A 21,779-nucleotide genomic window follows, 5' to 3' on the forward strand; every position below is an offset into this window, starting at 1 on the left:
CCAAAGCCGGCCAGTTCAACGCTCCAACTTAGACGGGATTTATCCTGGACACGATGCAGCGCTGCCTGCTCAAAGCGACGTCGGAACCAACCGGCGATGACATACGTAAGGCGCGATGCGCTTCGCTCAACGGACAGCGCAAAGGCCCGGTTTGATGGGGTTCTCTCCGGGCCTCTGGCTCCGCTTCGTCGCGCGCCGGTTCGGGATCGACAACCGTCGCAGACGAGACGCCGGCAACGAATACAACCACAGCCTGAGTCGGATGGTGAAATTGAGGCGCAGACAGCTCCACGCATGCACGGCGATCGGATACGTCTGGTGGCAAAATCTGGCTGAGATCATCAAGCGACCCGCTCACCATGCTGGCAAGCTCGTGCGCCGAAGCATGCTCTGCCCACCGGCGAGCCAACTCCAAACCTTTTGTCGATCTGCCGCTGCGTCCATAGACCCAGACTATCTCCGCATCCGCGGCCCCGGCGAAACGGATGCCCCGCCGGGGCCTGTACGTTCTCGCCAATCCTGGAAGCTTGGGGGCTGGAAAGAATCGGCAAGGCGCACCGTAGACAAGCAGAAACTCAGGATTTGACTAGTGCACCTTGTGCCAGTGCGTGAATGCCAGCGGGAAGGCATGCTCGTGAACCGATATGGAAGTGTCGCCTGAGGGGCCGAGACTACTTATCCCAACACGGATGAAGAAGCCGCGTTAGTTAAGAACCCTTGATCCATCTCAAGTCTTGCAAGCAAGTGCGGCGTCAGCTTGGTCCATTCATCGCTCTTCGAGGAGGTGAGAATGATCAGGTTAATTGCAATTGGCGCGTTCGCTCTGTCTCTCGCGGTGTCGGCGCAAGCCACACCCATTGCTCCCATGCTCGCGCAGCCGGACAGCATGATCACGGAAATCGCCGCTGCCTGCGGCGCAGGCAGAACTAGGGTGAACGGCGTTTGCGTGGCCCGAACAACCGTCCGGCAAACCCGTCGAGCCGTCCGCAGATGTGCGACTGGAATGACCTGCTAGCGTTTGGTCAATAATGCAATAGTTTAGCTCCGTCGGGATGGCGGACGGGGCGGCGAAAGCACGCCTTGACCGGTAGTAGCGTGACCCATGATCAAAGCCGAGCACGCATCGAAGAGCGCCATCTGCGCGGTGCTCTCGATGACGTGATCATCGTTCCACTCGTTTTAATCGCGATCGCCGCAAACAAGATTCTGCATTTCACCATTTCGGTGTTGATGCGGCTGCTCGACTATACCTTCCCTCTGGTGATGGAGATTGTTTGGCTTCCGCTCTTCGCAGCCAAGGTGCTGGGCAACTTCGTCGTTGCTGCCGTGGGTGCCGCGCTGCGCATCCTTCCTCTTTCCGAGACGAGACGTCGAAAGTGGATCATATCGATGCGCCGCCGCTGGTCGCGGTTCCGGCGCAAGATTAGCTATCGAGCGTTCGAGCGAACCATGCACCTTGCCTTCGCAAGCGGTATGGCGTGGGTATTTCGAACATGTCGCCATCTCACCCCGAACACCGCATTGCTTGTAATCTTGGCTGCGGTACTGTGGCTTCCGATCTCTTTCGGGGTTGCGACAGCGATGCATGCGGTATTGTTTGCCAAATTAGCGTCCTGGCCAGCCTGGATGCAGCTTTTGCATCCGGTGGCTACGGTCATCGCTAAGAGCAAGCTTCTCGTATTACCGGTGTATCCGGCGGCGTGGCCGCAGGCAAAGAAAAGTGTGTTCGCTCGGTTCATGGAAGGCCTACGACAACATTCAGCGTCAGTACGTCACTAGAAAGCTAGGCTATCGTTATCGGCAGGCAGAGACGATCGGCGTCGCAGTGCTTCACGCGTTGATGAGGTCGGCCTGTTTTGCATCGCTGGGTAGATGGCTCCAAAACGCGCACGTCACCGAACATCTTGGCGTGGAAAGACCCACGCAGAAATTGCGTTTGTTCTTTTCCCGGTGGTCAGTCAAGTTTTCGGCCGAATACTACGAAGCACAGGAACGGCAAGCTTCGAACCCGCTCTAGACTGCAAGTCACAGTGACTGGATAGGTGCCGGAAAGTCCATTGAATCAGCGTCTCCCGAGCCACTGGGACCCAACTGAGGCTTGGCATGACACAGACGTCGGAAGAAACGCGAGTTCAACTCGCATTGCGGGTGGGGATGGGATGACCGAAGCAGTACTAGGGAGCGCAAGGTTCTTCCGGCGAACTGGGCCGCATCCGCTCGCGCTCGTTGCCAGCGCGGCGCGGGGTGTGGCGGACGGAGGTGAACTATTGCTGGAAGGCGTGGCCCCTCTCCAAACGGCAGGGCCAACTGAAGTGAGCTTCCTAGACAACCGACGTTACGCTTCTGCGCTGGATCAAACGTCCGCCGGGGCTGTGGTCGTTCACCCTGATATGGCTGCGCGAGTACCAGCAGCCACTGCGGCCATCATAACGAGCGAACCCTATGCCGCTTGGGGCCGCGTTGCTGCCCTTTTCTATCCTGTGCCGCCGCTGCGACCCGGTGTTCACCCGTCCGCCATAGTGGCGGATGACGCACACATTGATCCCTCGACAGAAGTTGGACCCCTGACTGTGATCGAAAGCGGAGTGGAGATAGGGCCCGGTTGTCGGATCGGTCCTTGCGCAGTCATTGGAAGCGGCGTCACCATCGGCAGGGATTGCCGGATTGGCGCACATGTAAGCCTTAGTTACGCGGTTTTGGGAGCACGCGTTTACGTGTATCCGGGTGCGCGGATTGGGCAGGAAGGGTTCGGATTCGCCTCCACCAGCGACGGGTTTCTCTCCATCCCCCAGCTTGGGCGAGTTATTCTTGAAGATGATGTTGAAGTTGGTGCCAATTCGACGATTGATCGCGGATCATCGCGAGACACCGTAATTGGCGCTGGCTCCCGCCTCGATAACCTTGTGCAAATCGGTCACAATGTTAGTCTCGGCCGCTGTTGCGTCGTAGTTGCACAAGTCGGGATCTCGGGTTCAACCGTACTTGAAGATTTCGTCCGCGTCGGGGGACAGGCTGCTATGGCAGGGCATCTCCGTATCGGTCGAGGTTCGGAAATCGGAGCGCAGGCGGGCGTCATCTCAGATCTAGCACCCGGTGCCAAGGTGCTGGGAAGCCCTGCTCAATCGATAAAAGCCTTCTTTCGACAGATTGTCACACTTAAGAAGATCGCGACCCAGAGGAAATGAGGCGCGCGCCGATAGCCAGTATCGTCCCCATCAAATAGAACGCAAGCCCCTTGGCGGAGGAGAAAATGGAGAGGGCCATCCTCATAACCACCGTTGTGGCTCTAGGGATAAGCGTTGCAACATGCGCCGAATCTCAGACCGGCCAGTGTTCGTCCTACTACATCTCAGGAATCAATCTTGTGTCGGCGGCCGATGGCCAAGCCGGGCATGTTCAGACCTTTGTCGGGTTTGGCCCCTTCAAGGAAGAGGCGGAGAAGAGCGCCTTAGGATGGTGCTCGCATATCAGGTTCGATCTTGAGACCTGCTTGAATTCGGATCGACGCACCGCGCGCAACCCTCCGTCAGAGGGAGGTGACGCCGCCTTCACCTCAAGTACATGAAGGCGGTGGCGCGCATTACCGGTTGCAGTTAGAGCGCGTCACGAACTGTCAGACGCCGAAGCAGCGCGTGATGTGCGTCGCGATACTTGATGATCGCATCGGCTCAAGAAAAGCAGCGCGACAGCGGCAATCAGGTAACCTTCTAGCAACGGTCTCTCCTTGAAGAGGCTGTTAACCGAGCAGGTCCAGACAATTGGTAACGCCAGCGGTGTGGCTTTCGCGAGCGATTGCCAATGATCTCAATGTTGGCAGCGGTCCATCAATCCCCCTGCCGCAGGACTCTAGAGAGGTGTCGCCGCTGATTTTCGGGCCAATCTATGACTCGAAGACACATATCGCGCCGAAGCATTTCGGTTTCCAGATCGGCGGCATGCGCCTGCCGATCGGACGTTTCGCGAATTTGGAAAGGAGGATTCTCTCCGGCGGCTTTCTGCGCGTCGTCCGACGGGAGAGCGCCGCGAACACCCTCATACATCATGGTGAGGCTCTCGTCCGTGAAAGCTCGATGGTCGGGAGGTAAAGCCTATTAGGTCAGCGGCCACCCGCCGGTCTAATGCGCTGACACAGGCGAGCAAATCGAGTCTCAAGAAGGCAATCGTACTGCCAGCAACCCGTTCTGCGGGACGATCGACTTAAGGAAAGCTTCGACAAGAGGTCACTACTGTGATGGCGGAACCGCCTTAGGAAGCGCCAACCGTGCCCGAGCCTTCCGTCGTACCGTGACATGCAACTGGAAGCCCAGCGCGTCCAAGACCGTCAAAACGGTTGTGAAATTTGGATGCTTTGGACCACCGGCAAAGGCGCGATAGAGGGTTTGCCTTGCAATCCCGCATTCGTTGGCGATGTCGGAGACGTTATAATTACTGATAGAAGTGCCAATGGCCTGGCAGATTTCGGTGATGTCCGACCCCTCAAGGGCGCGATTGATGGCGTCGGTTGCGCCGCGGCGGCTTGAGGGACGGCTTGGCAATTTGAGAGATCTTTCGGACATGTTCTCTCCAACAAAAAAAGGCCGGCATCTCTGCCGGCCTAATTTACTGGAGAAAGGACGGTCCGACGAGGCTTAGTATCTCGCCGCCACCGGCGCACCGTACCCGCCGAAGCCGCCGAAGCGATAGTTGACGCGCAGTGTGACCATATCGACGTCTTGGTTGATCCGGTTCAGCGCACCGGCAACGATGGGGTTGGCAACCGAGAACGAGTTGTTTGCGTTGCCCATGAACAGATGATCGTACTCGATGCCAGCTGACCAGTTCGGTGCAAAACCATACTCCCAGCCCACACCTACGGTCCCGCCCCAGCGGGTTGCGCTTGCGGCTGCGAGTTCAGTCCCTGTGAGCGTGTCGAGGATGCTAAAGCGGTTGCTCGTCACCGCCGCGCCGCCTTTGACGTACAGCAAGGACGCGTTCCAGGAATAGCCGATCTGGCCGGTGAACAGCCCGATGCCGTCCGTTTTCGTCCGGGTCGAAAACGCGGGGTTGATCAGGCTGACACGCTGGCTGCTGAGGTCGGCCCAGTCACCTTGAGCTTCCAATCCAAACACCCACTGGCTGGCCTGCCAACGATACCCGACCTGACCGCCGACAAGGCCGCCCGAGCGCTCGCGACAGCCGTCAGCGAATACCACGCCGGCCGCGCCGACGAAATCCCAGCAATTGCGGCTCTGACCCCAGCCACCGTTCGCACCGATGTAGAACCCGGTCCAGTCGTAGATCGGAGCCGCCAGCGGCGGCGGGGCCTTGGTGTACGGACGTGCTGCCATGTCGGCAGCGGAAGCAGGGGCGGCGAGCCCCAAAGCAAACAACGCAACGGTACCGAGCAGAAATGTCTTCATCAGAGTCTCCATCCCCATGCGCCTGCGATTGCCGACGCTGTCGCAAGTTGCACCAGTAGAACTATACGACTCGCTCCCTGTCGTCCGTGTCCTGCCTGCCACACTGCGCCGCCAAAATGGCTAGGAGGGAACCGAATGCACTCTACCGTGCTTAGGGATTCTTTAACTTTTTCGAGAAGGCAGGTGTGCAGAAAAATGGACGGCCCTGGCCTGGATGACTGAGACCGGCGGGCGCGTACCTTTTGAAGTTGGTACTTTTCTCGACTGACGATTTGAGTGTGGCCCTCGCGACGAACAGCTGCGGAGCGGTTGGCGCCCAAAAGCAAATCATTGGCCTTCTAGAACAAGCGCTCATTCGCGCTGCTTGTTATGGCGCTTGCCGGCAGGAACGTTGACGTTCATGTCAGCGCTGGCTGCCGGCCGACGGTTTTGTGAGCAAGGTCGTTTCCATTATGACCCTATCCCGATTTAGCAGAATTGCAGCTTTCATCGACGGTCCCAACCTCTACGCTACAGCGAAGGCCCTCGATTTTGATCTCGATTACAAGCGGCTACTGAACGAGCTTCGCAGCCGAGGGACACTGACCCGAGCCTTCTACTACACAGCGATCATCGAAGATCAGGAGTACACGTCCATCCGCCCGCTGGTCGATTGGCTCGATTACAACGGCTTCACCGTGATCACAAAAGCCAGCAAAGAATTCTTCGACGCCAATGGCCGCCGCAAGATCAAGGGCAACATGGCTATTGAGCTCGCGGTGCATGCAATGGAATCGGCTCAGCACGTCGATGAGATCATTCTGTTCTCGGGCCACGGAGATTTCCGGGTGTTGGTCCAGGCATTGCAGCGGAGCGGGGTGCGCGTGACGGTCGTCTCGACGCTCTCGACCAAGCCGCCGATGATCGCAGACGAACTGCGGCGCCAAGCAGATGTCTTCACCGACCTCTTGGAATTGCGAAATAAGATTGGCCGCGAACCGTCAATTCGTCCGGGGCCGGGATCTGCCGAACGTCATGCATCGGACGGCCCCGCACAATGCTAGTAACATCGGCATGCTGGGTTCTCAGTGGTACTGAGGTTACGGAGCTTGTCCACTTACGTTGCTTCGCAGACGGGCCTCGGATCAGTTATAGCCTTAGAAAGATTGCAGCATCCAGATAGCACCGTGCGAACATGTTTTCCAACTTCGGGCCCCGAAGGAAGATCATGCGAGGTGACAACCCGCCCTGCGTTGATACCCAATTCCGAACTGGAGCTGGGTACATCAGATACATCGTCCGTGTGGCTTCTTGATTTGTAATATGGCGTCCACGAGGACCAAGGTCCCAAGCTGCGTGGAAAGCAAGGGCTGCCTTTTCGGTTACGCAGATCCTGTTTGACGGGATCTTCGAAAGCACGATCGTGCAGGCGGAGGCGCAGAGCCCATCAATGACCACCGTCTGGCCCGTGTCCTTCAATTGATCATATCGATCAAGGTAACGTTGGATCAAGCCACCGCGATCATTGGCAATTCTCACCACGGCGTGGCTCTCGCTAGCGCATACGAGCAAAATTGCCGAAGTGAGCAACAGCGCAAGTATTTTCATATTTTGCCTTTTCCGACGGAGACATCAACTAGCAACACTAGCGACTATCATCAGGGATCCTGACTGGCGGGAGATGGAATCGCGGCTTCGCGATGCGCGGCCCAGCAAGTTGTGGCGTCCGGCATTCCGATCCAGCTAAAGGCAGGAACCCAGAAGAAGCTTGCCTGCGGGTAGGGACTGGCATTGATCTAAGTCAATGATTGGCGAGCCGATGAAAGTGAATGACAGCGAGAAGGAAGCTTCACTGCATCTGGTCCAGTGCGTCCCCAGAAAGTGGTCGAACGTGTCTACGCAGCTGGGGAGGCGAGGGTACTCCCATGTCCGCGACGATACAGAGTGCCGCGGTAAGTTTTTGTAACCAAGTTCGGGCGCGGCTCGCGCACATGCCCAAGCCCGCCAGTAGCAGAGATCGTCATTTCGCAACACCTTGATCGGTGGCCGCCGGAACAAAAACTCAGCAGCCAAAGGTGTTGCTCAACTTACTCACGGGAGGGACTGCTCCCGATCTTACCTTGTGCGTTTGCCCTCCGTCGACCACGAAGCCAGCCGTCAATGCTTGCTCCACCGCAGCCGCCAGCGTGTTGAGATGCTCCGCAATCTTTGCGAAAAGTTCTCGCTTCTGCGGCGATGTCGCTAGCGCGCTGATTAACGCAGCCTCTGCTGCTTGCTTTCGCAGTGCTTCCAGATGGTCCCCGTAACCCTTCACAGCGGCTCGCCACCGGGCTGGCCCAGGGCAAGCGCCTGCTCGACGAAGCCCTCGAATATGGACACCGCATCCTTAATCCTATGACAACAACCGCTGTCGACCGAAAGCTTTGCATTGAGGTCGAACAGCTCTAGCCAAAAGAGTGGCGCACCATGCAGATCGAGTTCGGAGCCTCGCAGCATGCGGATTTCACAGTTTGCGACCGTGGCGACTGAAACGGACATACCTTGATCGTTGTCCGGGATGCATGAGAGCCGAACGTAAGCCTGCGCGATCTTCAGTTCCGTAAGCGCCCTGCCGGGCGTGCTGCGGTCGATCAAAATTCGGTCCTTGGGTTGGTATCGATGACCAAGCGCGAGCGTCGCTCGCGGGATAGCCTGCGCATTGGGATGGGGTCGGCCGGAGGTAGCAGTGATCGGCTCACACGTGCTTGCTAGAAGTCGCCAATTTTTTGTTCTTTGAGGTCACAAATTCTTTGTGGCGAAAGGCGTCTGCAATCGATCCGATTTCGCCCTTAGGACGGGAGGCGCCCCGTAAACCGCGATGGCTGACCGGCAGCTCCTACAACAGCCGCCGCTCCGATCCGCGTTAGCCATAGTAGCCGGGCCGGATCCGACCCGCGCCCGGCGCCAGCCGACCGGTTTGATCCAAATCAATATCCGCGAAGAATCATTCAGTTCGATCGGCGCGCAGACAGATGTGTTTGTCACGGACGTGCGGTGGCATTCTTGTGATCGTAGTTATAAAAGGCTTTGACGTCTTGACCAGGACAGGAATGCGACTATGCGGTCGGCGGGATGCCTGAGTGCGATACCTAGCGCGACTGGTGGTATTGCTCGGCTGGCCTGCGCGCGAGTCGCGGAATCTGGGAAAGATCCAGCAGCGCTGCTTTCGAAAGCGGGATTGACGCTGAACGACTTCAGCGACCCCGCGGTCCGGCTCGAAGTGTCGACCCAGATCATGCTTCTCGAGTTGGCCGCCATAGAATTGGAAGACGATATCTTGGGTTTTCGGCTCGCGCGAGGCTTTGACTTGCGCCAAATCGGCCTTGTTTACTACGTTTTGGCGTCGTCTGAGAATGTCGCCGATGCGCTTCGCGCCGCGGAGCGGTACAGCCGGATCATGAATGAGGGAGTCCGGCTGCGCTTCAACATGGAGGGGCATACTGCGACCATTGCGCTCGAATATGTTGGTGTCGATCGAATGGGCGACCGGCAACAAATCGAATTTTGGATCGTGACGCTGGTGCGGATCTGCAGGCAGGTAACGGACGGTCGTTTGGTGCCGTCTCGGCTGCAGGTGAGGCATCTGCGAGCCGGGATGCCCCCCGAATTTAGAATGTTCTTTGGCAGGGACGTCGAGTTCGGCGCGGACCGCGATGTTATCTCTTTTCCGGTGCCAGTGGCACTGCTCCCGCTGGTCGGCCGCGACGGCTATCTGCACGATTTGTTGCGACGTTATGCGGATGAAGCCTTGGTACGGAAAGCGCCGCATGGCGCGACGCTCCGTTCAAAAGTCGAGAAGACGCTTACCACGCTGCTACCTCACGGTAGAGGCGTCGCGAAGGAAGTCGCGCGGCAGTTGGGACTGAGTACCCGCACCTTGTCGCGCAAGCTTGGCGAAGAGAAGACGTCCTTCGCTGAAATTCTTGATCAACTGCGCGCCGCGCTCGCCAAGCGTTATCTCGAAGAGGAGCAGCTGCCCGTGTCCGAAGTTTCTTGGCTGCTTGGCTATCGCGAACTGAGTTCGCTCACACACGCGTTCAAGCGATGGACCGGAATGACACCTCGACAGTTCCGGTCCAGGCGGTCTCAACCGAGCTGAACAAATTCATCGTTTTACGTGAGGTGTGACGCTGAACGCAAAAACGCGCTGATAGGCCAGAGAACCGCACGTGCCCCGTGCGGGAGGCCACGCTTTCCGTGACGCCGACGGATGCATTGCGCGGCATGATCTTGCTGAAAGTCATTGTGGTCACTGAACCAGCGTTGAGCTTGAGCGCGAGCCCGAACCATGCACCGCTCATTGATCACTGCCCCTCTTTGCCCAGGCATAGCGCCAAACGCATCGTCTGTGGGTCGCGGTTCTTAGCCGGCTTAAAGCCAAACTTGCCGAGCACCGCCAGCATCGACCTGTTCTCGGGCAGGACCTCCGCGGTGAGTTCACGCAATCCGGCATTGGAGGCGATCTCGCCAAGGTGGCGCATCAAGATGGAACCGATGCCTCGGCCCTGCCAAGCGTCTATGACGACGAAGGCCAACTCGGCTCGTCCGGGCTCAAACACGACGTAGCGGCCGCCTCCGACAATCATTGTCCGCTCGGGGCTCTCGACCTCGCACACCAGCGCGACGTGATTCTTGAAGTCGACATTCATGAAGAACGCGCGCTCCTTGTCGGAGAAATGACGCTTGATGCCGAAAAAACGGCGCTGCAACGACTGCGTGCTGGACTGATCCAGCGCGTCGAGGACAGCCGTCTCGTCGGCCGGCCGCAGCGCTCGGAGTTCGGCCGTGCTGCCGTCCCGCAAGTGTTCCGTCACGCTGTATTTAGCGATGTCCCACATGGAGGTCTCGGCTCGGGCGGCCGGAAAGCACGTCGGCCTGAGGCTGGTCTATGACAGGGCGGTTGGTCGCCCGTTTGATTTGTCTCAAGGGCCCGCAAAAAGCCGGCGGCCTGAATCTCAGCAGCAGCTCGACACATTCGGGCGGGATGACCCACGTGACACGACTGGGCCGGGGTACTGACCGTCCAGCATTGACCTATATCAATGGCCCGCTGTTGCGGCCGGCTTTGGATGCATTCCTACGACATTGAGGTCGGAGCATGCAGATGGAAGTGCCTGGATCGCCCGGTGGTCCGATGTCCGGCCTCGTCGCCTCGGCCGTTGAATACATGGTCGACGCGGGACAACGGAGCATACTCTTTCTCGATGTGATGCGCCGGCGCGGCGACCAATATCGGGAGCACGTCGCCCAAACCGCACCACACGTTCTGCAATATGCGGCCGAACTGATCATCGACGGCCGCGAGTTGGACGAACCCGTCAATTACGTGCTTGTCCGCATCGTCCCGCCAGCCGGCGTCCAAATCGATTCCGCGCGGCGGCCGTTCATCGTGATTGATCCGCGCGCCGGGCACGGTCCAGGCATCGGCGGGTTCAAGGCCGACAGCGAGATCGGCGTCGCGATGAAGGCGGGACATCCCTGCTACTTCATCGGCTTCCTGCCGGAGCCGGTGCCGGGCCAGACTATCGAGCGTATCGCGCGTGCCGAGGCATTGTTCATCGAGAAGGTAGTCAGTTTTCATCGTGAAGCCGACGGGAAACCCTGCGTCATAGGCAATTGCCAAGCCGGTTGGGCGGTCATGATTTTGGCTTCGGTGCGGCCCGAACTGTTTGGCCCATTGATCATCGCCGGAGCCCCGCTCGCGTACTGGGCGGGCGTGCATGGCAAAAACCCGATGCGATATTCGGGCGGCCTGCTGGGCGGAAGCTGGCTGACTGCGCTCGTTAGCGATCTCGGCGGCGGGAAGTTCGATGGTGCCTGGCTGGTCCAGAACTTCGAAGGCCAAAACCCGTCGAACACGCTCTGGACCAAGCAGTACAATGTCTATTCTAAGGTCGATACCGAAGCCGATCGCTACCTCGAGTTCGAGCGCTGGTGGGGTGGGCACGTCAATCTCAACGCCGAGGAGATTCAGTTCATTGTCGACGAACTTTTCGTTGGCAACAACCTGGCCGCTGGCAATATCACCCTGTCCGACGGGCAGAAGGTAGACCTGCGCAACATCAGTTCGCCGATCGTGGTGTTCTGCTCCAAGGGCGACAACATCACTCCGCCACAGCAGGCGCTAGGTTGGATCCTCGAATGCTATGCCGACGTGGATGACATCAGGGCCTTTGGGCAGACGATCGTCTATACGGTTCACGAGAGCGTTGGCCATCTCGGCATCTTCGTTTCAGGCGGCGTCGCCAAGAAGGAGCACGCTGAATTTTCCAGCAACATCGATCTGATCGATGTACTACCGCCCGGCCTTTACGAAGCGACGTTCGAAGCCAAGGACGAGGAGACCACCAGTTCTGATCTCGTTGTTGGCCAATGGGTGATGCGCTGCGAGGCTCGAACGCTTGAGGATATTCGTGCCATGGGCGGCAATTCGCCTGAGGACGAGCGGCGCTTTGCCGCGGCCAAACGCGTCTCCGAGCTTAATCTAGCCGCCTACCGCAAGTTCGTGCAGCCCTGGATCAAGGGCATGGTGGCGCCGCAGACGGCGGAGTTGATGCGCAACCTGCACCCGCTGCGGACGCAATATGAGGCCTTTAGCAGTCAAAATCCGTGGATGAAAGCGGTGAAATCGGCAGCGGAAGGGCTGGAAGAGAACCGCAAGCCGGTTTCAAACGACAATCCGTTCCTGGCGTTTCAGGAGCAGGTCTCCAAGCAAATCGTTCATGCGCTGGACAGCTGGCGCGATTCGCAGGAAGCGATGAGCGAGGCGCTCTTCCTCAACGTCTACGGCTCGCCGGCGCTACAGGCGGCAGTCGGCATAGATCCGAAAGGCGAACTGTCGCGCCGGCGCGAGATGCCGCCCGAACACCGTGCCATGCTCGACAAACGGGTCGCCGAGCTCCGATCCAGGATTGGCGAAGGCGGGCTTCGCGAGGTGGCCATCCGTGCCCTGCTTTATGTCGGCTCGGCGAGAGGAATGGTGGACGAACGCAGCATCGAGGCGTTGCGTCAGGCTCGTCGCGACGACAGCGGAGCGCGATTAACGCTTGCGGAATTTAAGATGCTGGTTCGCGAGCAGTTCTTCATGCTGCTGCTCGATCGCGAGGCGGCCCTGGCCGTTATCCCGAAGTTGCTTCCCGACGATGTCAATCAACGCCGCGCGGCTTTTATGACGATGAGCGAGGTGCTGTCGGCCAGCGAGCACATCACAGGCGAGCGCGCCAGCCGCCTGCGGCGTGTCGCACAGCTGTTCGGTCTCGACGCCGAAACGTTGGGGAGGGCGTCGAACGTTGCCCCTTTCGACCCCAAGGCGAAGGCATCGTAACACTGTCTGGAAGGAACCGGCTCATGTCAGCCGACACGTCGCAGGCACAGTCCCCGAGCAAGTACGACCGTCTGATCGCGGCTGCGCAGGCCGTGCCGCCGGCCCCAACCATCGTCGTGCATCCCTGCGATGAAAGCTCATTGCGCGGCGCTGTCGATAGTGCACAGGCCGGCATTATCCGACCGCTCCTGGTCGGACCTGAAAGGAAGATCCGGGATACGGCCGGCAGGCATGGTCTCGACATCGCGGGCTTCGAGCTTGTTGACGTAGCACATAGCGATGAAGCCGCTGCAAAGGCGGTCGAGCTGATCCACGCCGGCCGAGGTGAGCTGTTGATGAAAGGCAGCTTGCACACCGACGAATTGATGCGCGCCGTCACCGCGAAGGCCGGGGGCTTGCGTACCGATCGGCGTATCAGCCATGTCTTCGTGATGGACGTGCCGGCCTATGCCGAGACCATCTTCGTGACGGACGCGGCCATCAACATCTTCCCTGATCTGGACGCCAAACGCGACATCATCCAGAACGCAATCAATCTGTACGTGGAAGCTGGATTCGGCAAGTCGCCGCGCGTGGCAATCCTGTCAGCAGTTGAAACCGTGACCTCGAAGATTCCGTCTACGATCGAGGCGGCAGCACTCTGCAAAATGGCGGATCGCGGGCAGATCACCGGAGGGATCCTCGACGGACCGCTGGCTTTCGACAACGCCATCGACGTGGAGGCAGCGCGGATCAAGGGGATCAAGTCCGAGGTCGCCGGTCGCGCGCAGATCCTCGTCGTTCCCGACCTAGAGGCCGGCAACATGCTTGCAAAGAATCTCGCCTATTTCGCCAAGGCGGACGGCGCGGGCATCGTGCTCGGAGCCCGGGTCCCGGTCGTCCTGACCTCACGCGCGGATTCGGCGCGCGCGCGGATGGCCTCGTGCGCGGTCGCCGCGCTGTATGCCCATGCCCGGCGCCGGCGTGCTCCAACGATTGCCGCGTGAGCGCCATGGACACCATCCTTGTGGTTAATGCCGGCTCCTCCAGCGTCAAGTTCCAGGTCTATTCGATCGAGGGCGAAGGAATACTGCGGCGACAGCTGAAAGGGCAGATGGATGGGATCGGCAGCCGCCCGCGTTTGCGCGCGAGTGGCTCCACCGGCGATCCGCTTGCGGATCGCGCCTATCCGATCGAGGGGGTGCCGGATGTTCCGGCCGCGATGGACATTGCCGGTGCCTGGTTGCGGGACGAGCAACGCATTCGCCCGATCGCTGTCGGTCATCGCGTCGTTCACGGTGGCCCGGACTACGACCGCCCAATTCAAATCGATCATGGTGTCGTGACCCGGCTGGAGCGGTTCATCGCGCTCGCACCGCTGCATCAACCGCATAATTTGGCGCCAATCCGTTCGATTCTCGGCAATTTTCCAGAGCTTCTGCAGGTCGCCTGTTTCGATACCGCATTTCACCGAACGCATAGCGCGGTCGCCGATCATTATGCGATCCCGCATCAGCTTTATGCCGAGGGCGTGCGCCGCTACGGCTTTCACGGTCTCTCCTACGAATACATTGCGAAGACCTTGCCAAAGGTCGCGCCGAAAGTTGCGAATGGGCGGGTTATCGTCGCTCACCTCGGAAGCGGCGCCTCGATGTGCGCTTTGAGCGCGGGACGAAGCGTCGAAAGCACCATGGGATTCACCGCTCTCGACGGGCTTCCGATGGGAACCCGCCCTGGCCAGATCGACCCCGGGGTGGTGCTCTACCTCATTTCGGAGAAGGGGATGTCAGCCTCCACCATCCAGAACTTCCTTTACCGCGATTGCGGCTTGAAGGGGTTATCCGGGGTCAGCAACGATATGCGGGAGCTGGAGGGCAGTGAGGATCCGAGAGCCAGACTGGCGATCGAATGTTTCGGCTATCGCATAGGCCTCAATGCGGGGATGCTTGCCGCAGCGCTGCAGGGGCTGGACGCGTTTGTGTTCACAGCCGGAATCGGCGAAAACTCCGCAACAATTCGCGCGCATGTCACTGGCCAGCTCGCGTGGCTGGGCGTCACCCTCAATCAAGCCGCGAATACGCGCCACTCACAGCTGATCTCGGGTCCCGACAGTCGCATTCCAGTCTATGTGGTGCCGACCGACGAGGAGCTGATGATCGCGCAGCACACTCTGTCAGTGCTGATGAACAGAACATCGACGAATCAAAGACAGGAGAGGGCATCATGATTCCCGTATTTCCGGATACCAAGATTGCCCTAAAGGGGAAAAAAGGCCTCGTCGTGGGCATCGCCAATGACCAGTCGATCGCATGGGGATGCGCCAAGGCCTTTCGTGCGCTTGGTGCCGATCTAGCCGTCACTTACCTCAACGACCGCGCGAAGAAGCACGTCGAGCCTCTTGCGCAGGCACTTGAGGCGTCTATTTTCATGCCGCTCGATGTCATGACGGAGGGGCAGACCGAAGAAGTGTTTGCCCGGGTCGACAGGGACTGGGGCCAGCTCGATTTCCTGCTCCATTCGATCGCCTTCTCACCGAAGGAAGCCTTGCACGGACGTGTGGTGGACGTCGGCCGCGACGGGTTCCTGAAGACGATGGAGGTCTCCTGCTGGTCCTTCATGCGCATGGCTCATCTGGCCGAGCCGCTGATGAAGAACGGCGGCACCATGTTTACCATGACCTATTATGGAAGCCAGATGGTCGTGGAGAACTACAATGTGATGGGTGTCGCCAAGGCTGCGCTCGAGGCCTCGGTGCGCTATATCGCCGCCGAGCTGGGCCCGAAGGGTATCCGCGTGCACGCGATTTCGCCCGGACCGCTGGCCACGCGCGCGGCATCTGGCATTCCCGAGTTCGACGAACTGATGGACAAGGCGCAATCCAAGGCGCCGTCGCGCAGCCTCGTCAGCATTGATGATGTCGGCAACGCCACGGCATTTCTCGCACTCGACGGCGCCAAGCTCATTACGGGAAGCGTTCTCTATATTGATGGTGGTTATCACATCATCGATTGAAGAGGACGGGACGCGACTCAGCGATAGTGCAGGGCGATCAGCTCGGCGATGCAGGCCGGTCGTTTGCCCCCTTCTATCTCGATGACCAGGTGATAGTTCACGCGCAGCCCGTCGGGAGGGACATCCTCCGTCTCAGCAACGCTGACGCGGCCGCGCAGCTTTGATCCCGCCGGGACCGGCGAAAGATACCTGATCCTATCCGCGCCGTAGTTCAGGGTGTTGCGGAGGCCTTTCAACCCCATCACAGAGCGGATGAACATCGGTGCCAGCGCCAGGGACAGCATGCCATGGGCGATAGTGGTGCCGCCGGGCATCTCTTTCCTCGCGCGCTCCTGATCGACATGGATCCACTGTTCATCGCAGGTCGCTTCCGCAAACTTGTTGATCCGGTCCTGCGTCACCTCGATCCAGTCGCTGGCGCCGATCTCGGTGCCGACTGCGGATCTGATCTCGTCGAAATCGCCAAATATTCGCATGTCCGTCACCTGGTCAGATATTCATTTCCGGCACGTGTTCGGGAACGACGAGGTCAGCCTCAGTCACCGCCATGACCTCGCCGATCGTGACGCCCAGCGCAGTCTCCAGCAACGTCGCCTTACCGTCGGGAAAGCCGATCACCGCCATGTCGGTGACGACGAGATGGACGGGCCGTGCCGAGGTGAGTGGCAACGTGCATTTCGCGACGATCTTCGACTTGCCTTTCGCCGCATGCTGCATGGCGACGATGACTCGCTTGGCGCCGCTCACCAGGTCCATCGCGCCGCCCATGCCGGGCACCATCTTGCCCGGGATCATCCAGTTGGCGAGATGGCCATGGGCATCGACTTGAAGGCCCCCAAGTACCGTGACGTCGACATGACCGCCGCGGATCAGTCCGAACGACATCGCGCTGTCAAAGGTTGAGGCCCCGGGCAGCGCGCTAATCGGGCGCCCCCCTGCGTCCGTTAGCGTCGGATGTGCCAGGCCTTGCTCTGGGATAGGCCCCGTTCCGATCAGGCCGTTTTCCGACTGGAAGAATACCTTCAGGTCCGTTGGAACGTAGTTCGCGACCAGCGTCGGGATACCGATGCCGAGATTGACGAGGTCGCCGCTCCGAAGCTCCTTGGCGACGCGCCGGGCGATGATGATCTGCGGATCCATGTCGTCACCCGTTTGTAATGAGGTAGTCGACGAGCGGCGCCGGGGTCACGACGTGGTCGGGCGCGATCACCCCGACTGGCACGATGTTCTCCGCCGTGACGATCACGGTGTCGGCGGCCATCGCCATGACTGGATTGAAATTGCGCGAGGTCAGTGCGTACGCCAAGTTGCCGAGGTAGTCGGCAAGGAAGGCGTGCACTAGCGCAAACTGCGCCCGCAAGGCTGTCTCCAGCAGAAAAGGCTTTCCGTCGACTTCGATCTCGCGCTTGCCCTGCGCAACCAGCGTGCCGACGCCGGTTGGCGTCAAAACTCCACCAAGCCCGCATCCACCCGCACGAATGCGCTCAACGAAGGTTCCCTGGGGTACCAGTTCAACGGCGATCTGGTTTGCCAGCATCTGCTGCTGTGCCTTCGCATTGAGACCGATATGCGTTGCGGTCAATCGCGCGACCAGCGCAGCATCGAACAGCTTGCCGACGCCCTTGCCGGGGATCGCTGCATCATTGCAGATCAGCGACAGGCCGCCCTTCTTCTGCCGCACCACCTCGTCAAGCAGACGCTCCGGTGTTCCGACACCCATGAATCCGCCGACCATGACACTCGCGCCGATCGGGATCATTGCGACGGCTTCTTCGAGGGAAATGGCCTTCATGAGGGAGAACTCCGGTCGGCGCGTGCAGGGCGGTCAATGAATGCTGGAGGGCGGAAATCGCGCTGCTTTGATCTGCGTCAAGGCTCCGCATCATTCGCGGACGATTCCCACGCTCGCGAGCGTGTCGTGCCAGAGCTTGCGCAGTTCGGTGTGTCGGCTTTCCAAGACTGTGCTGACGGTATCGCGGAAGGGCACCAAGTCAGGACCTTTCAGGAACAGGATCTGTGCCTGTAACAGACGGCCGCTCTCGATCTCGATGCGGCGCAACGCCATCACGAAGGGGTCATTCGCGTTTGCCTCAAGCGGTAGCAACGCAGCTGGCCGGATCCCGGCGTGGACGGCATGCGCGAGCGCGGCGAGGTGTACTGCTTGCCAAAGAGAGCGATCGGCAGTGCCTTCGTTCGGCGTCGGAAGCCAGGCGGCCTCCCAAGACATGGCCATGTAGCCCAGGGCGAGATCCGGCACCCATGTGGTTGCGCGCATCAGAAGCGAGACGATCTCGCTCTCTCGGTAGAATTGAGCGTTCAATTCTGTCTGCCAGCCGGCCTCGAACTTCGCCGGCAGGGCGAGGCCGAATTGCCTTGCGAGAGCGCCATGGGCCGAGATCAGGAAAGCGGCGACGCGGGTCTGCTGACCGTGCGGCACGCGGCCTTCGGAGTCGAGTGGTCCGAGAAGTCCGCTCATGCCGGGGTCCTCTGGACGGGGATGGCACGCAGATGGTCGTAGCCGGCGGGAAATGGAGTGAGCTCACCGCCAGGATCTTCGGGCGCAATCCAGACCGCTTTGTTTCCTTGCCAGCGCCCGGCCAGCACGTCATCGGCGAAGCGCGCGAGCAGGTCGGCTGTGAGCGCACCCTTTTCCAACGTGAAAGCATGATAGGCGCCCGGGATAATCACGAGCGCGCTGTTGGGGATTCCGACTCGCAGCGTCTCGTGCAGGACGCGCGGGGTCAGGAAGTCGAACTCTCCGTTCAGGATCATGGTTGGGACGGCGATCGAGGCGAGTTGCGGCGTCAGCGGTTGGAAGTCGAGGAACGACTCCATCAGGTTCTGCAACGCGTAGAGGTCATTGACCAGCCAGCCCTGCCGCTTGACCCCGTCAAGCTTGTCCAACAGCGGCTTCAACCATTCATCGGACAGATTCATTGGGAGGAGCAGATCCTGGAGATAGCCGGTTCCACCCAGAATTAGGCCGGTGCGTAGTGCGTTGCCGATCAGAAGAAGTTGAGGCGAAAGCTCGGCAAAGCAACTCATGGGCACCAGACCCGAGAGGCGCCTTCCATGCTCGATCGCGTAGCGCAGCGCGATCAGGCCACCGAAGCTGATTCCACTGAGGAAGACCGGACCTTCACCGAGCATCTCGATCAGGCGATGCAGCGCAACGACATGGTCGTCCTGATTGATGAAAAGCGTAGGCTTGTCGGAGGCGCCCTGGCCGAGCAGATCGAATGACGCAACGCGAAATCCCCGTGCGATGAGCGCGTCACGATAAGCAGTCCACAGTTCGGAATATTGGGTCAGTCCATTGACCAGCACGTAGGCCGGGGCCGTCGCAGGTCCGTCGAGCTCATACCGGATCCGGTAGGAGCCGTGCGTGAGGAATGGCATCGCGGCGACCCGGCATGTAATTCGTTCGCAGAAATTGTCGCGCGGGCAGTGCGAATTCCCTTGCGCTAGATCAAAGGTCGCGCCGCGTCTGATTCTAGCGTGCGGCAAAAATCAAAGCCTGCCGGAGGAATTCGCCATGATCGGGAGACATGTCATGCGGCGATATCTCATCAGCCTGCTGCTGCTGTTCATCGGGACCTCGCTCGCGGTCGCGCAGCCCTTCACGCGCCGCTCGTCGCAGATGCAGCATGACGGGCTGAAGAAAACCTATGAGATCGCGAATTTCCGACTTGGCGGCAAGTACGATCTCGCCGATCCCTCCAAGTGGGAGAATGGCGGGGAGGGCGGTGTCACCCTGGAATCGCTTGGTGCCGGGAAACTGCACACGGCCTATATCGCGATCGGTACGCCGCGCCGCAACGCCGCCGGTGAGATCACCAATGCCGTTGTCATCAACTCATATTATTCCGGCGACTCCACCGACATGTACGAGCAGTGGGTCAAAGGAGCAGCCTTGTCAGGAACCGTGCCAATTATTGGCCCGGGCCGGCCGATCGATACGGATCGTTACTACGTCATCATGGTCGATCCGCTCGGAACCTGGGGCGCCAGCAAACCTTCGGACGGTCTCGGCGTAAAGTTTCCGCAGTACAGCTACTATGACATGGTCCAGGCCAATTACCGGATGCTGCGCGAGGGGCTGAAGGTCGCGCGCGTTGCGCTGGTGTCCGGCGTTTCCATGGGCGGCACGCAGACCTATGTCTGGGGCGTGATGCATCCCGAATATATCGGCGCAATGATGCCGATCGGCGGCACCACGCAATCGGATGGCGAAGATCCAGTCGGCAACTGGACATTCCAGATGATGACGGCAGCGATCGAATCCGATCCGGTGTGGCAGGAAACGAAGGGGGATTACTACAAGCTGCCCAAGGAGAAGCATCCGATGCCGGGCGTGGCGTTCGGCTGGTCGATCCTCGGCATGACGGGCTATGACTTTGCCTTCCGTACGACCCAGAATTGGGGCGCCGTCCAGCCCGAAATCTTCTATTGGGACCCCCCGAACGAAAAGGCGGCGTTAAACGTCGTCAACCGTGCCAAGCTTTACGATGCGGTCGACCTGGTCTGGCGCAACCGTGTCGGCGAAACGCACAACATCAACCCTTATCTCGGCCGCATCCAGGCCCGGACGCTGGTGATGCACATCACCAATGACCTGTGGCTGAACTTCAAGTTGGCTCAGAAGGCAGTCGATCGCGTGCCTGGTGCAGACCTTATTGCTCAGGAAAGCCCGGTCGCCCACTATGGTGTGTTTCCGATCATCAACCAGCGCAAGAATGACCCGAAGTTCGTTTCCTTCATGGATGATGTGGCGAGCCTCGACCGCGCGCAGAAATTCGTTGACAAGAATTATCGGGTGCCCGGCGTCGCCGAGAACATCGACCCTAAAAAGTCGTTCTGGAAAGAGTTCGTCACCTACCCCTATCCGGTCAAATACGCCAATGCCAAAGACAAGGGCGGCAATTCCTGGCAGATCGGCTACATGGATGAATATGCTGGCACGGATAAGGATCCGAAGGTCCTCGTCGTCATCCATGGCAAAGGCGCTTTCGGCGGTCACTACGGCAACATCATGCAGTATGCGCTGCGCAGCGGCCTTCGCGTGATCGTGCCCGATCTGCCGCATTACGGCATGTCCGGGCCTGGCAATCTCGACAAGAGTCCGGCGCGCACGATGCAGGACATGCGCGAGGTCATCTACGACCTCGTCGTCAACCAGCTCGGCGTCAGGAAGGCTTACTACCTCGGCCATTCCCTCGGCGGGCAGTTCGTGATGGGCTACGCCCTGACCTGGCCGGATGCGGTGCAAGGCGTGGCGCTGGAGGCGCCGTCCGGTCTTGAGGAATATCCGCGCGAGATCACCATCTCTAAGGGCAAGAAGGCGCCGCTGTTCGACCCATCCTTCGATCATGACTTCGACAAGTGGAGGGCGACCTGGGACCAGACCGGGATCCTTGCCGCGGAGAAGGCGCGTGACGAGCAGAACATTCGTGACTTCTTCTACTTCAAGAAGCGTGACCCGGAGACCGGCGCGGTGTCGGCTGCCAAAAGCGGCTATTTCTTCAGCGACAGCGAATATGCCCGCCTCCACACCGAGCAGCGCGTCCGGCTGACCAAGGGCAATCCGAAGGAGCTGGAGCAGTGGTGTAACATCTTTATCTACGACATCTACACGATCGGCGCCGAGCTCCAGCAGGATGATCCGAAGAACCTCTACGAGCGGCTCACGCAGATAAAGGCGCCGATCTTCCTCGCATTCGGCGACAAGGAGCCGTTCATCCCGACGCCGGCATTCAATGGGCTGACGGACCTCGGACGCGACGCCATCACGCCGTTCGTGACGCGTATGACTAATGCGGGCAATCGGCCGATCCTGAAGATCTATCCGGAGACCGGGCATTTCATCCACACGGACAATCCGGTCGAATACCCGTCCGACATCGTGGATTTCGTGACGCGGGGAAGCGTCGACACCTCGTCGCCGGTCGGGACCGACCGCATGATCAAGGGGGCGGTGGTCTCGGCCTTGCCGGTGGCTCCGACACCGCCCGGCGCCGCGCCGACCGCCGGCCTGAACAAATAGGGCC

20 protein-coding genes are annotated in these 21,779 nt (G+C 59.7%); 10 read left to right on the plus strand and 10 right to left on the minus strand.

Annotated elements, in window-relative coordinates:
- Window positions 1–675 precede the first annotated feature (675 nt).
- On the minus strand, window positions 676–894 hold the full coding sequence (locus tag ACIPUD_RS03205) for a hypothetical protein (protein ID WP_161495139.1): 219 nt from the start codon (window positions 892–894) through the stop codon (window positions 676–678).
- Window positions 895–1,080: 186 nt separating this feature from the next.
- On the opposite strand from ACIPUD_RS03205, the gene ACIPUD_RS03210 reads away from it, so the two are divergent.
- From ACIPUD_RS03210 to ACIPUD_RS03220, 3 genes are all read left to right on the plus strand, one after another.
- Window positions 1,081–1,779, plus strand: a complete 699-nt coding sequence (locus ACIPUD_RS03210; RefSeq protein ID WP_446480092.1) for a hypothetical protein — start codon at window positions 1,081–1,083, stop codon at window positions 1,777–1,779.
- Between the two features lie 380 nt (window positions 1,780–2,159).
- Window positions 2,160–3,185 carry a UDP-3-O-(3-hydroxymyristoyl)glucosamine N-acyltransferase gene (gene lpxD / locus ACIPUD_RS03215; RefSeq protein WP_377791705.1) on the plus strand — a complete coding sequence of 342 codons (1,026 nt, stop codon included), beginning with the start codon at window positions 2,160–2,162 and terminating at the stop codon, window positions 3,183–3,185.
- A gap of 669 nt (window positions 3,186–3,854) precedes the next feature.
- Window positions 3,855–4,085: a hypothetical protein gene (locus ACIPUD_RS03220; RefSeq protein ID WP_446480093.1), complete on the plus strand. Its 231-nt coding sequence runs from the start codon at window positions 3,855–3,857 to the stop codon at window positions 4,083–4,085.
- Between the two features lie 138 nt (window positions 4,086–4,223).
- Here the strand turns inward: ACIPUD_RS03220 and ACIPUD_RS03225 are convergent, their stop codons facing one another.
- Both ACIPUD_RS03225 and ACIPUD_RS03230 read right to left on the minus strand, forming a co-directional pair.
- On the minus strand, window positions 4,224–4,556 hold the full coding sequence (locus tag ACIPUD_RS03225) for a helix-turn-helix domain-containing transcriptional regulator (protein ID WP_377791707.1): 333 nt from the start codon (window positions 4,554–4,556) through the stop codon (window positions 4,224–4,226).
- A gap of 72 nt (window positions 4,557–4,628) precedes the next feature.
- The gene (locus tag ACIPUD_RS03230; protein WP_085350678.1) at window positions 4,629–5,399 is read right to left on the minus strand and encodes an outer membrane protein; all 771 of its coding nucleotides are present in this window, start codon (window positions 5,397–5,399) and stop codon (window positions 4,629–4,631) included.
- Between the two features lie 452 nt (window positions 5,400–5,851).
- On the opposite strand from ACIPUD_RS03230, the gene ACIPUD_RS03235 reads away from it, so the two are divergent.
- Window positions 5,852–6,442 (plus strand): LabA-like NYN domain-containing protein, encoded by a 591-nt coding sequence (locus tag ACIPUD_RS03235; RefSeq protein WP_446480140.1) that lies wholly within the window; start codon window positions 5,852–5,854, stop codon window positions 6,440–6,442.
- A 1,246-nt stretch (window positions 6,443–7,688) separates the two neighbouring features.
- Here ACIPUD_RS03235 and ACIPUD_RS03240 read toward each other — a convergent pair.
- Window positions 7,689–8,012: a hypothetical protein gene (locus ACIPUD_RS03240; RefSeq protein WP_085395362.1), complete on the minus strand. Its 324-nt coding sequence runs from the start codon at window positions 8,010–8,012 to the stop codon at window positions 7,689–7,691.
- Window positions 8,013–8,595: 583 nt separating this feature from the next.
- On the opposite strand from ACIPUD_RS03240, the gene ACIPUD_RS03245 reads away from it, so the two are divergent.
- Window positions 8,596–9,516 carry a helix-turn-helix domain-containing protein gene (locus tag ACIPUD_RS03245; protein ID WP_240543328.1) on the plus strand — a complete coding sequence of 307 codons (921 nt, stop codon included), beginning with the start codon at window positions 8,596–8,598 and terminating at the stop codon, window positions 9,514–9,516.
- Window positions 9,517–9,721: 205 nt separating this feature from the next.
- On the opposite strand, the gene ACIPUD_RS03250 is transcribed toward ACIPUD_RS03245, so the two are convergent.
- A complete protein-coding gene (locus ACIPUD_RS03250; protein WP_446480094.1) occupies window positions 9,722–10,255 on the minus strand; it encodes an N-acetyltransferase family protein in 534 nt (177 codons plus the stop codon).
- 260 nt (window positions 10,256–10,515) lie between these two features.
- Here ACIPUD_RS03250 and ACIPUD_RS03255 point away from each other — a divergent pair, with 260 nt between their 5' ends.
- From ACIPUD_RS03255 to fabI, 4 genes are read left to right on the plus strand one after another with little or no spacing between them, the layout of a single operon-like run.
- Entirely contained in the window at window positions 10,516–12,741 is a 2,226-nt protein-coding gene (locus tag ACIPUD_RS03255; protein WP_446480095.1) for a DUF3141 domain-containing protein, read from the plus strand.
- Window positions 12,742–12,764: 23 nt separating this feature from the next.
- A complete protein-coding gene (locus ACIPUD_RS03260; protein WP_085350602.1) occupies window positions 12,765–13,727 on the plus strand; it encodes a phosphate acetyltransferase in 963 nt (320 codons plus the stop codon).
- 5 nt (window positions 13,728–13,732) lie between these two features.
- Window positions 13,733–14,947, plus strand: a complete 1,215-nt coding sequence (locus ACIPUD_RS03265; protein ID WP_446480096.1) for an acetate/propionate family kinase — start codon at window positions 13,733–13,735, stop codon at window positions 14,945–14,947.
- Complete coding sequence (gene fabI, locus ACIPUD_RS03270; RefSeq protein ID WP_085350604.1) at window positions 14,944–15,732, plus strand: enoyl-ACP reductase FabI; 789 nt, start codon at window positions 14,944–14,946, stop codon at window positions 15,730–15,732. Before ACIPUD_RS03265 ends, fabI begins: the two co-directional genes overlap by 4 nt.
- A gap of 17 nt (window positions 15,733–15,749) precedes the next feature.
- Here fabI and ACIPUD_RS03275 read toward each other — a convergent pair whose 3' ends face one another.
- From ACIPUD_RS03275 to ACIPUD_RS03295, 5 genes are all read right to left on the minus strand, one after another.
- A complete protein-coding gene (locus tag ACIPUD_RS03275) occupies window positions 15,750–16,208 on the minus strand; it encodes a MaoC family dehydratase (protein ID WP_085350605.1) in 459 nt (152 codons plus the stop codon).
- A 13-nt stretch (window positions 16,209–16,221) separates the two neighbouring features.
- On the minus strand, window positions 16,222–16,872 hold the full coding sequence (locus ACIPUD_RS03280; protein ID WP_446480097.1) for a 3-oxoacid CoA-transferase subunit B: 651 nt from the start codon (window positions 16,870–16,872) through the stop codon (window positions 16,222–16,224).
- A gap of 4 nt (window positions 16,873–16,876) precedes the next feature.
- Window positions 16,877–17,524, minus strand: coding sequence for a CoA transferase subunit A (locus tag ACIPUD_RS03285; RefSeq protein WP_085395352.1), 648 nt, complete (start codon window positions 17,522–17,524; stop codon window positions 16,877–16,879).
- Between the two features lie 90 nt (window positions 17,525–17,614).
- Complete coding sequence (locus ACIPUD_RS03290; RefSeq protein ID WP_085350608.1) at window positions 17,615–18,208, minus strand: hypothetical protein; 594 nt, start codon at window positions 18,206–18,208, stop codon at window positions 17,615–17,617.
- Window positions 18,205–19,059 carry an alpha/beta fold hydrolase gene (locus ACIPUD_RS03295; protein WP_446480098.1) on the minus strand — a complete coding sequence of 285 codons (855 nt, stop codon included), beginning with the start codon at window positions 19,057–19,059 and terminating at the stop codon, window positions 18,205–18,207. Before ACIPUD_RS03295 ends, ACIPUD_RS03290 begins: the two co-directional genes overlap by 4 nt.
- Before the next feature lie 208 nt (window positions 19,060–19,267).
- Between ACIPUD_RS03295 and ACIPUD_RS03300 the strand changes: the two genes are divergently transcribed.
- Window positions 19,268–21,775, plus strand: a complete 2,508-nt coding sequence (locus tag ACIPUD_RS03300) for an alpha/beta hydrolase (RefSeq protein WP_085395349.1) — start codon at window positions 19,268–19,270, stop codon at window positions 21,773–21,775.
- The last annotated feature ends 4 nt before the right edge of the window (window positions 21,776–21,779 follow it).

The organism is Bradyrhizobium sp. CAR08 (assembly GCF_052871955.1).

Coding starts and splice junctions, on each gene's coding strand:
- lpxD (WP_377791705.1), top strand. CDS start 2,160: ATGACCGAAGCAGTACTAGGGAGCGCAAGGTTCTTCCGGCGAACTGGG.
- ACIPUD_RS03225 (WP_377791707.1), bottom strand. CDS start 4,556: ATGTCCGAAAGATCTCTCAAATTGCCAAGCCGTCCCTCAAGCCGCCGC.
- ACIPUD_RS03230 (WP_085350678.1), bottom strand. CDS start 5,399: ATGAAGACATTTCTGCTCGGTACCGTTGCGTTGTTTGCTTTGGGGCTC.
- ACIPUD_RS03235 (WP_446480140.1), top strand. CDS start 5,852: ATGACCCTATCCCGATTTAGCAGAATTGCAGCTTTCATCGACGGTCCC.
- ACIPUD_RS03250 (WP_446480094.1), bottom strand. CDS start 10,255: ATGTGGGACATCGCTAAATACAGCGTGACGGAACACTTGCGGGACGGC.
- ACIPUD_RS03255 (WP_446480095.1), top strand. CDS start 10,516: ATGCAGATGGAAGTGCCTGGATCGCCCGGTGGTCCGATGTCCGGCCTC.
- ACIPUD_RS03260 (WP_085350602.1), top strand. CDS start 12,765: ATGTCAGCCGACACGTCGCAGGCACAGTCCCCGAGCAAGTACGACCGT.
- ACIPUD_RS03265 (WP_446480096.1), top strand. CDS start 13,733: ATGGACACCATCCTTGTGGTTAATGCCGGCTCCTCCAGCGTCAAGTTC.
- fabI (WP_085350604.1), top strand. CDS start 14,944: ATGATTCCCGTATTTCCGGATACCAAGATTGCCCTAAAGGGGAAAAAA.
- ACIPUD_RS03275 (WP_085350605.1), bottom strand. CDS start 16,208: ATGCGAATATTTGGCGATTTCGACGAGATCAGATCCGCAGTCGGCACC.
- ACIPUD_RS03280 (WP_446480097.1), bottom strand. CDS start 16,872: ATGGATCCGCAGATCATCATCGCCCGGCGCGTCGCCAAGGAGCTTCGG.
- ACIPUD_RS03285 (WP_085395352.1), bottom strand. CDS start 17,524: ATGAAGGCCATTTCCCTCGAAGAAGCCGTCGCAATGATCCCGATCGGC.
- ACIPUD_RS03290 (WP_085350608.1), bottom strand. CDS start 18,208: ATGAGCGGACTTCTCGGACCACTCGACTCCGAAGGCCGCGTGCCGCAC.
- ACIPUD_RS03300 (WP_085395349.1), top strand. CDS start 19,268: ATGATCGGGAGACATGTCATGCGGCGATATCTCATCAGCCTGCTGCTG.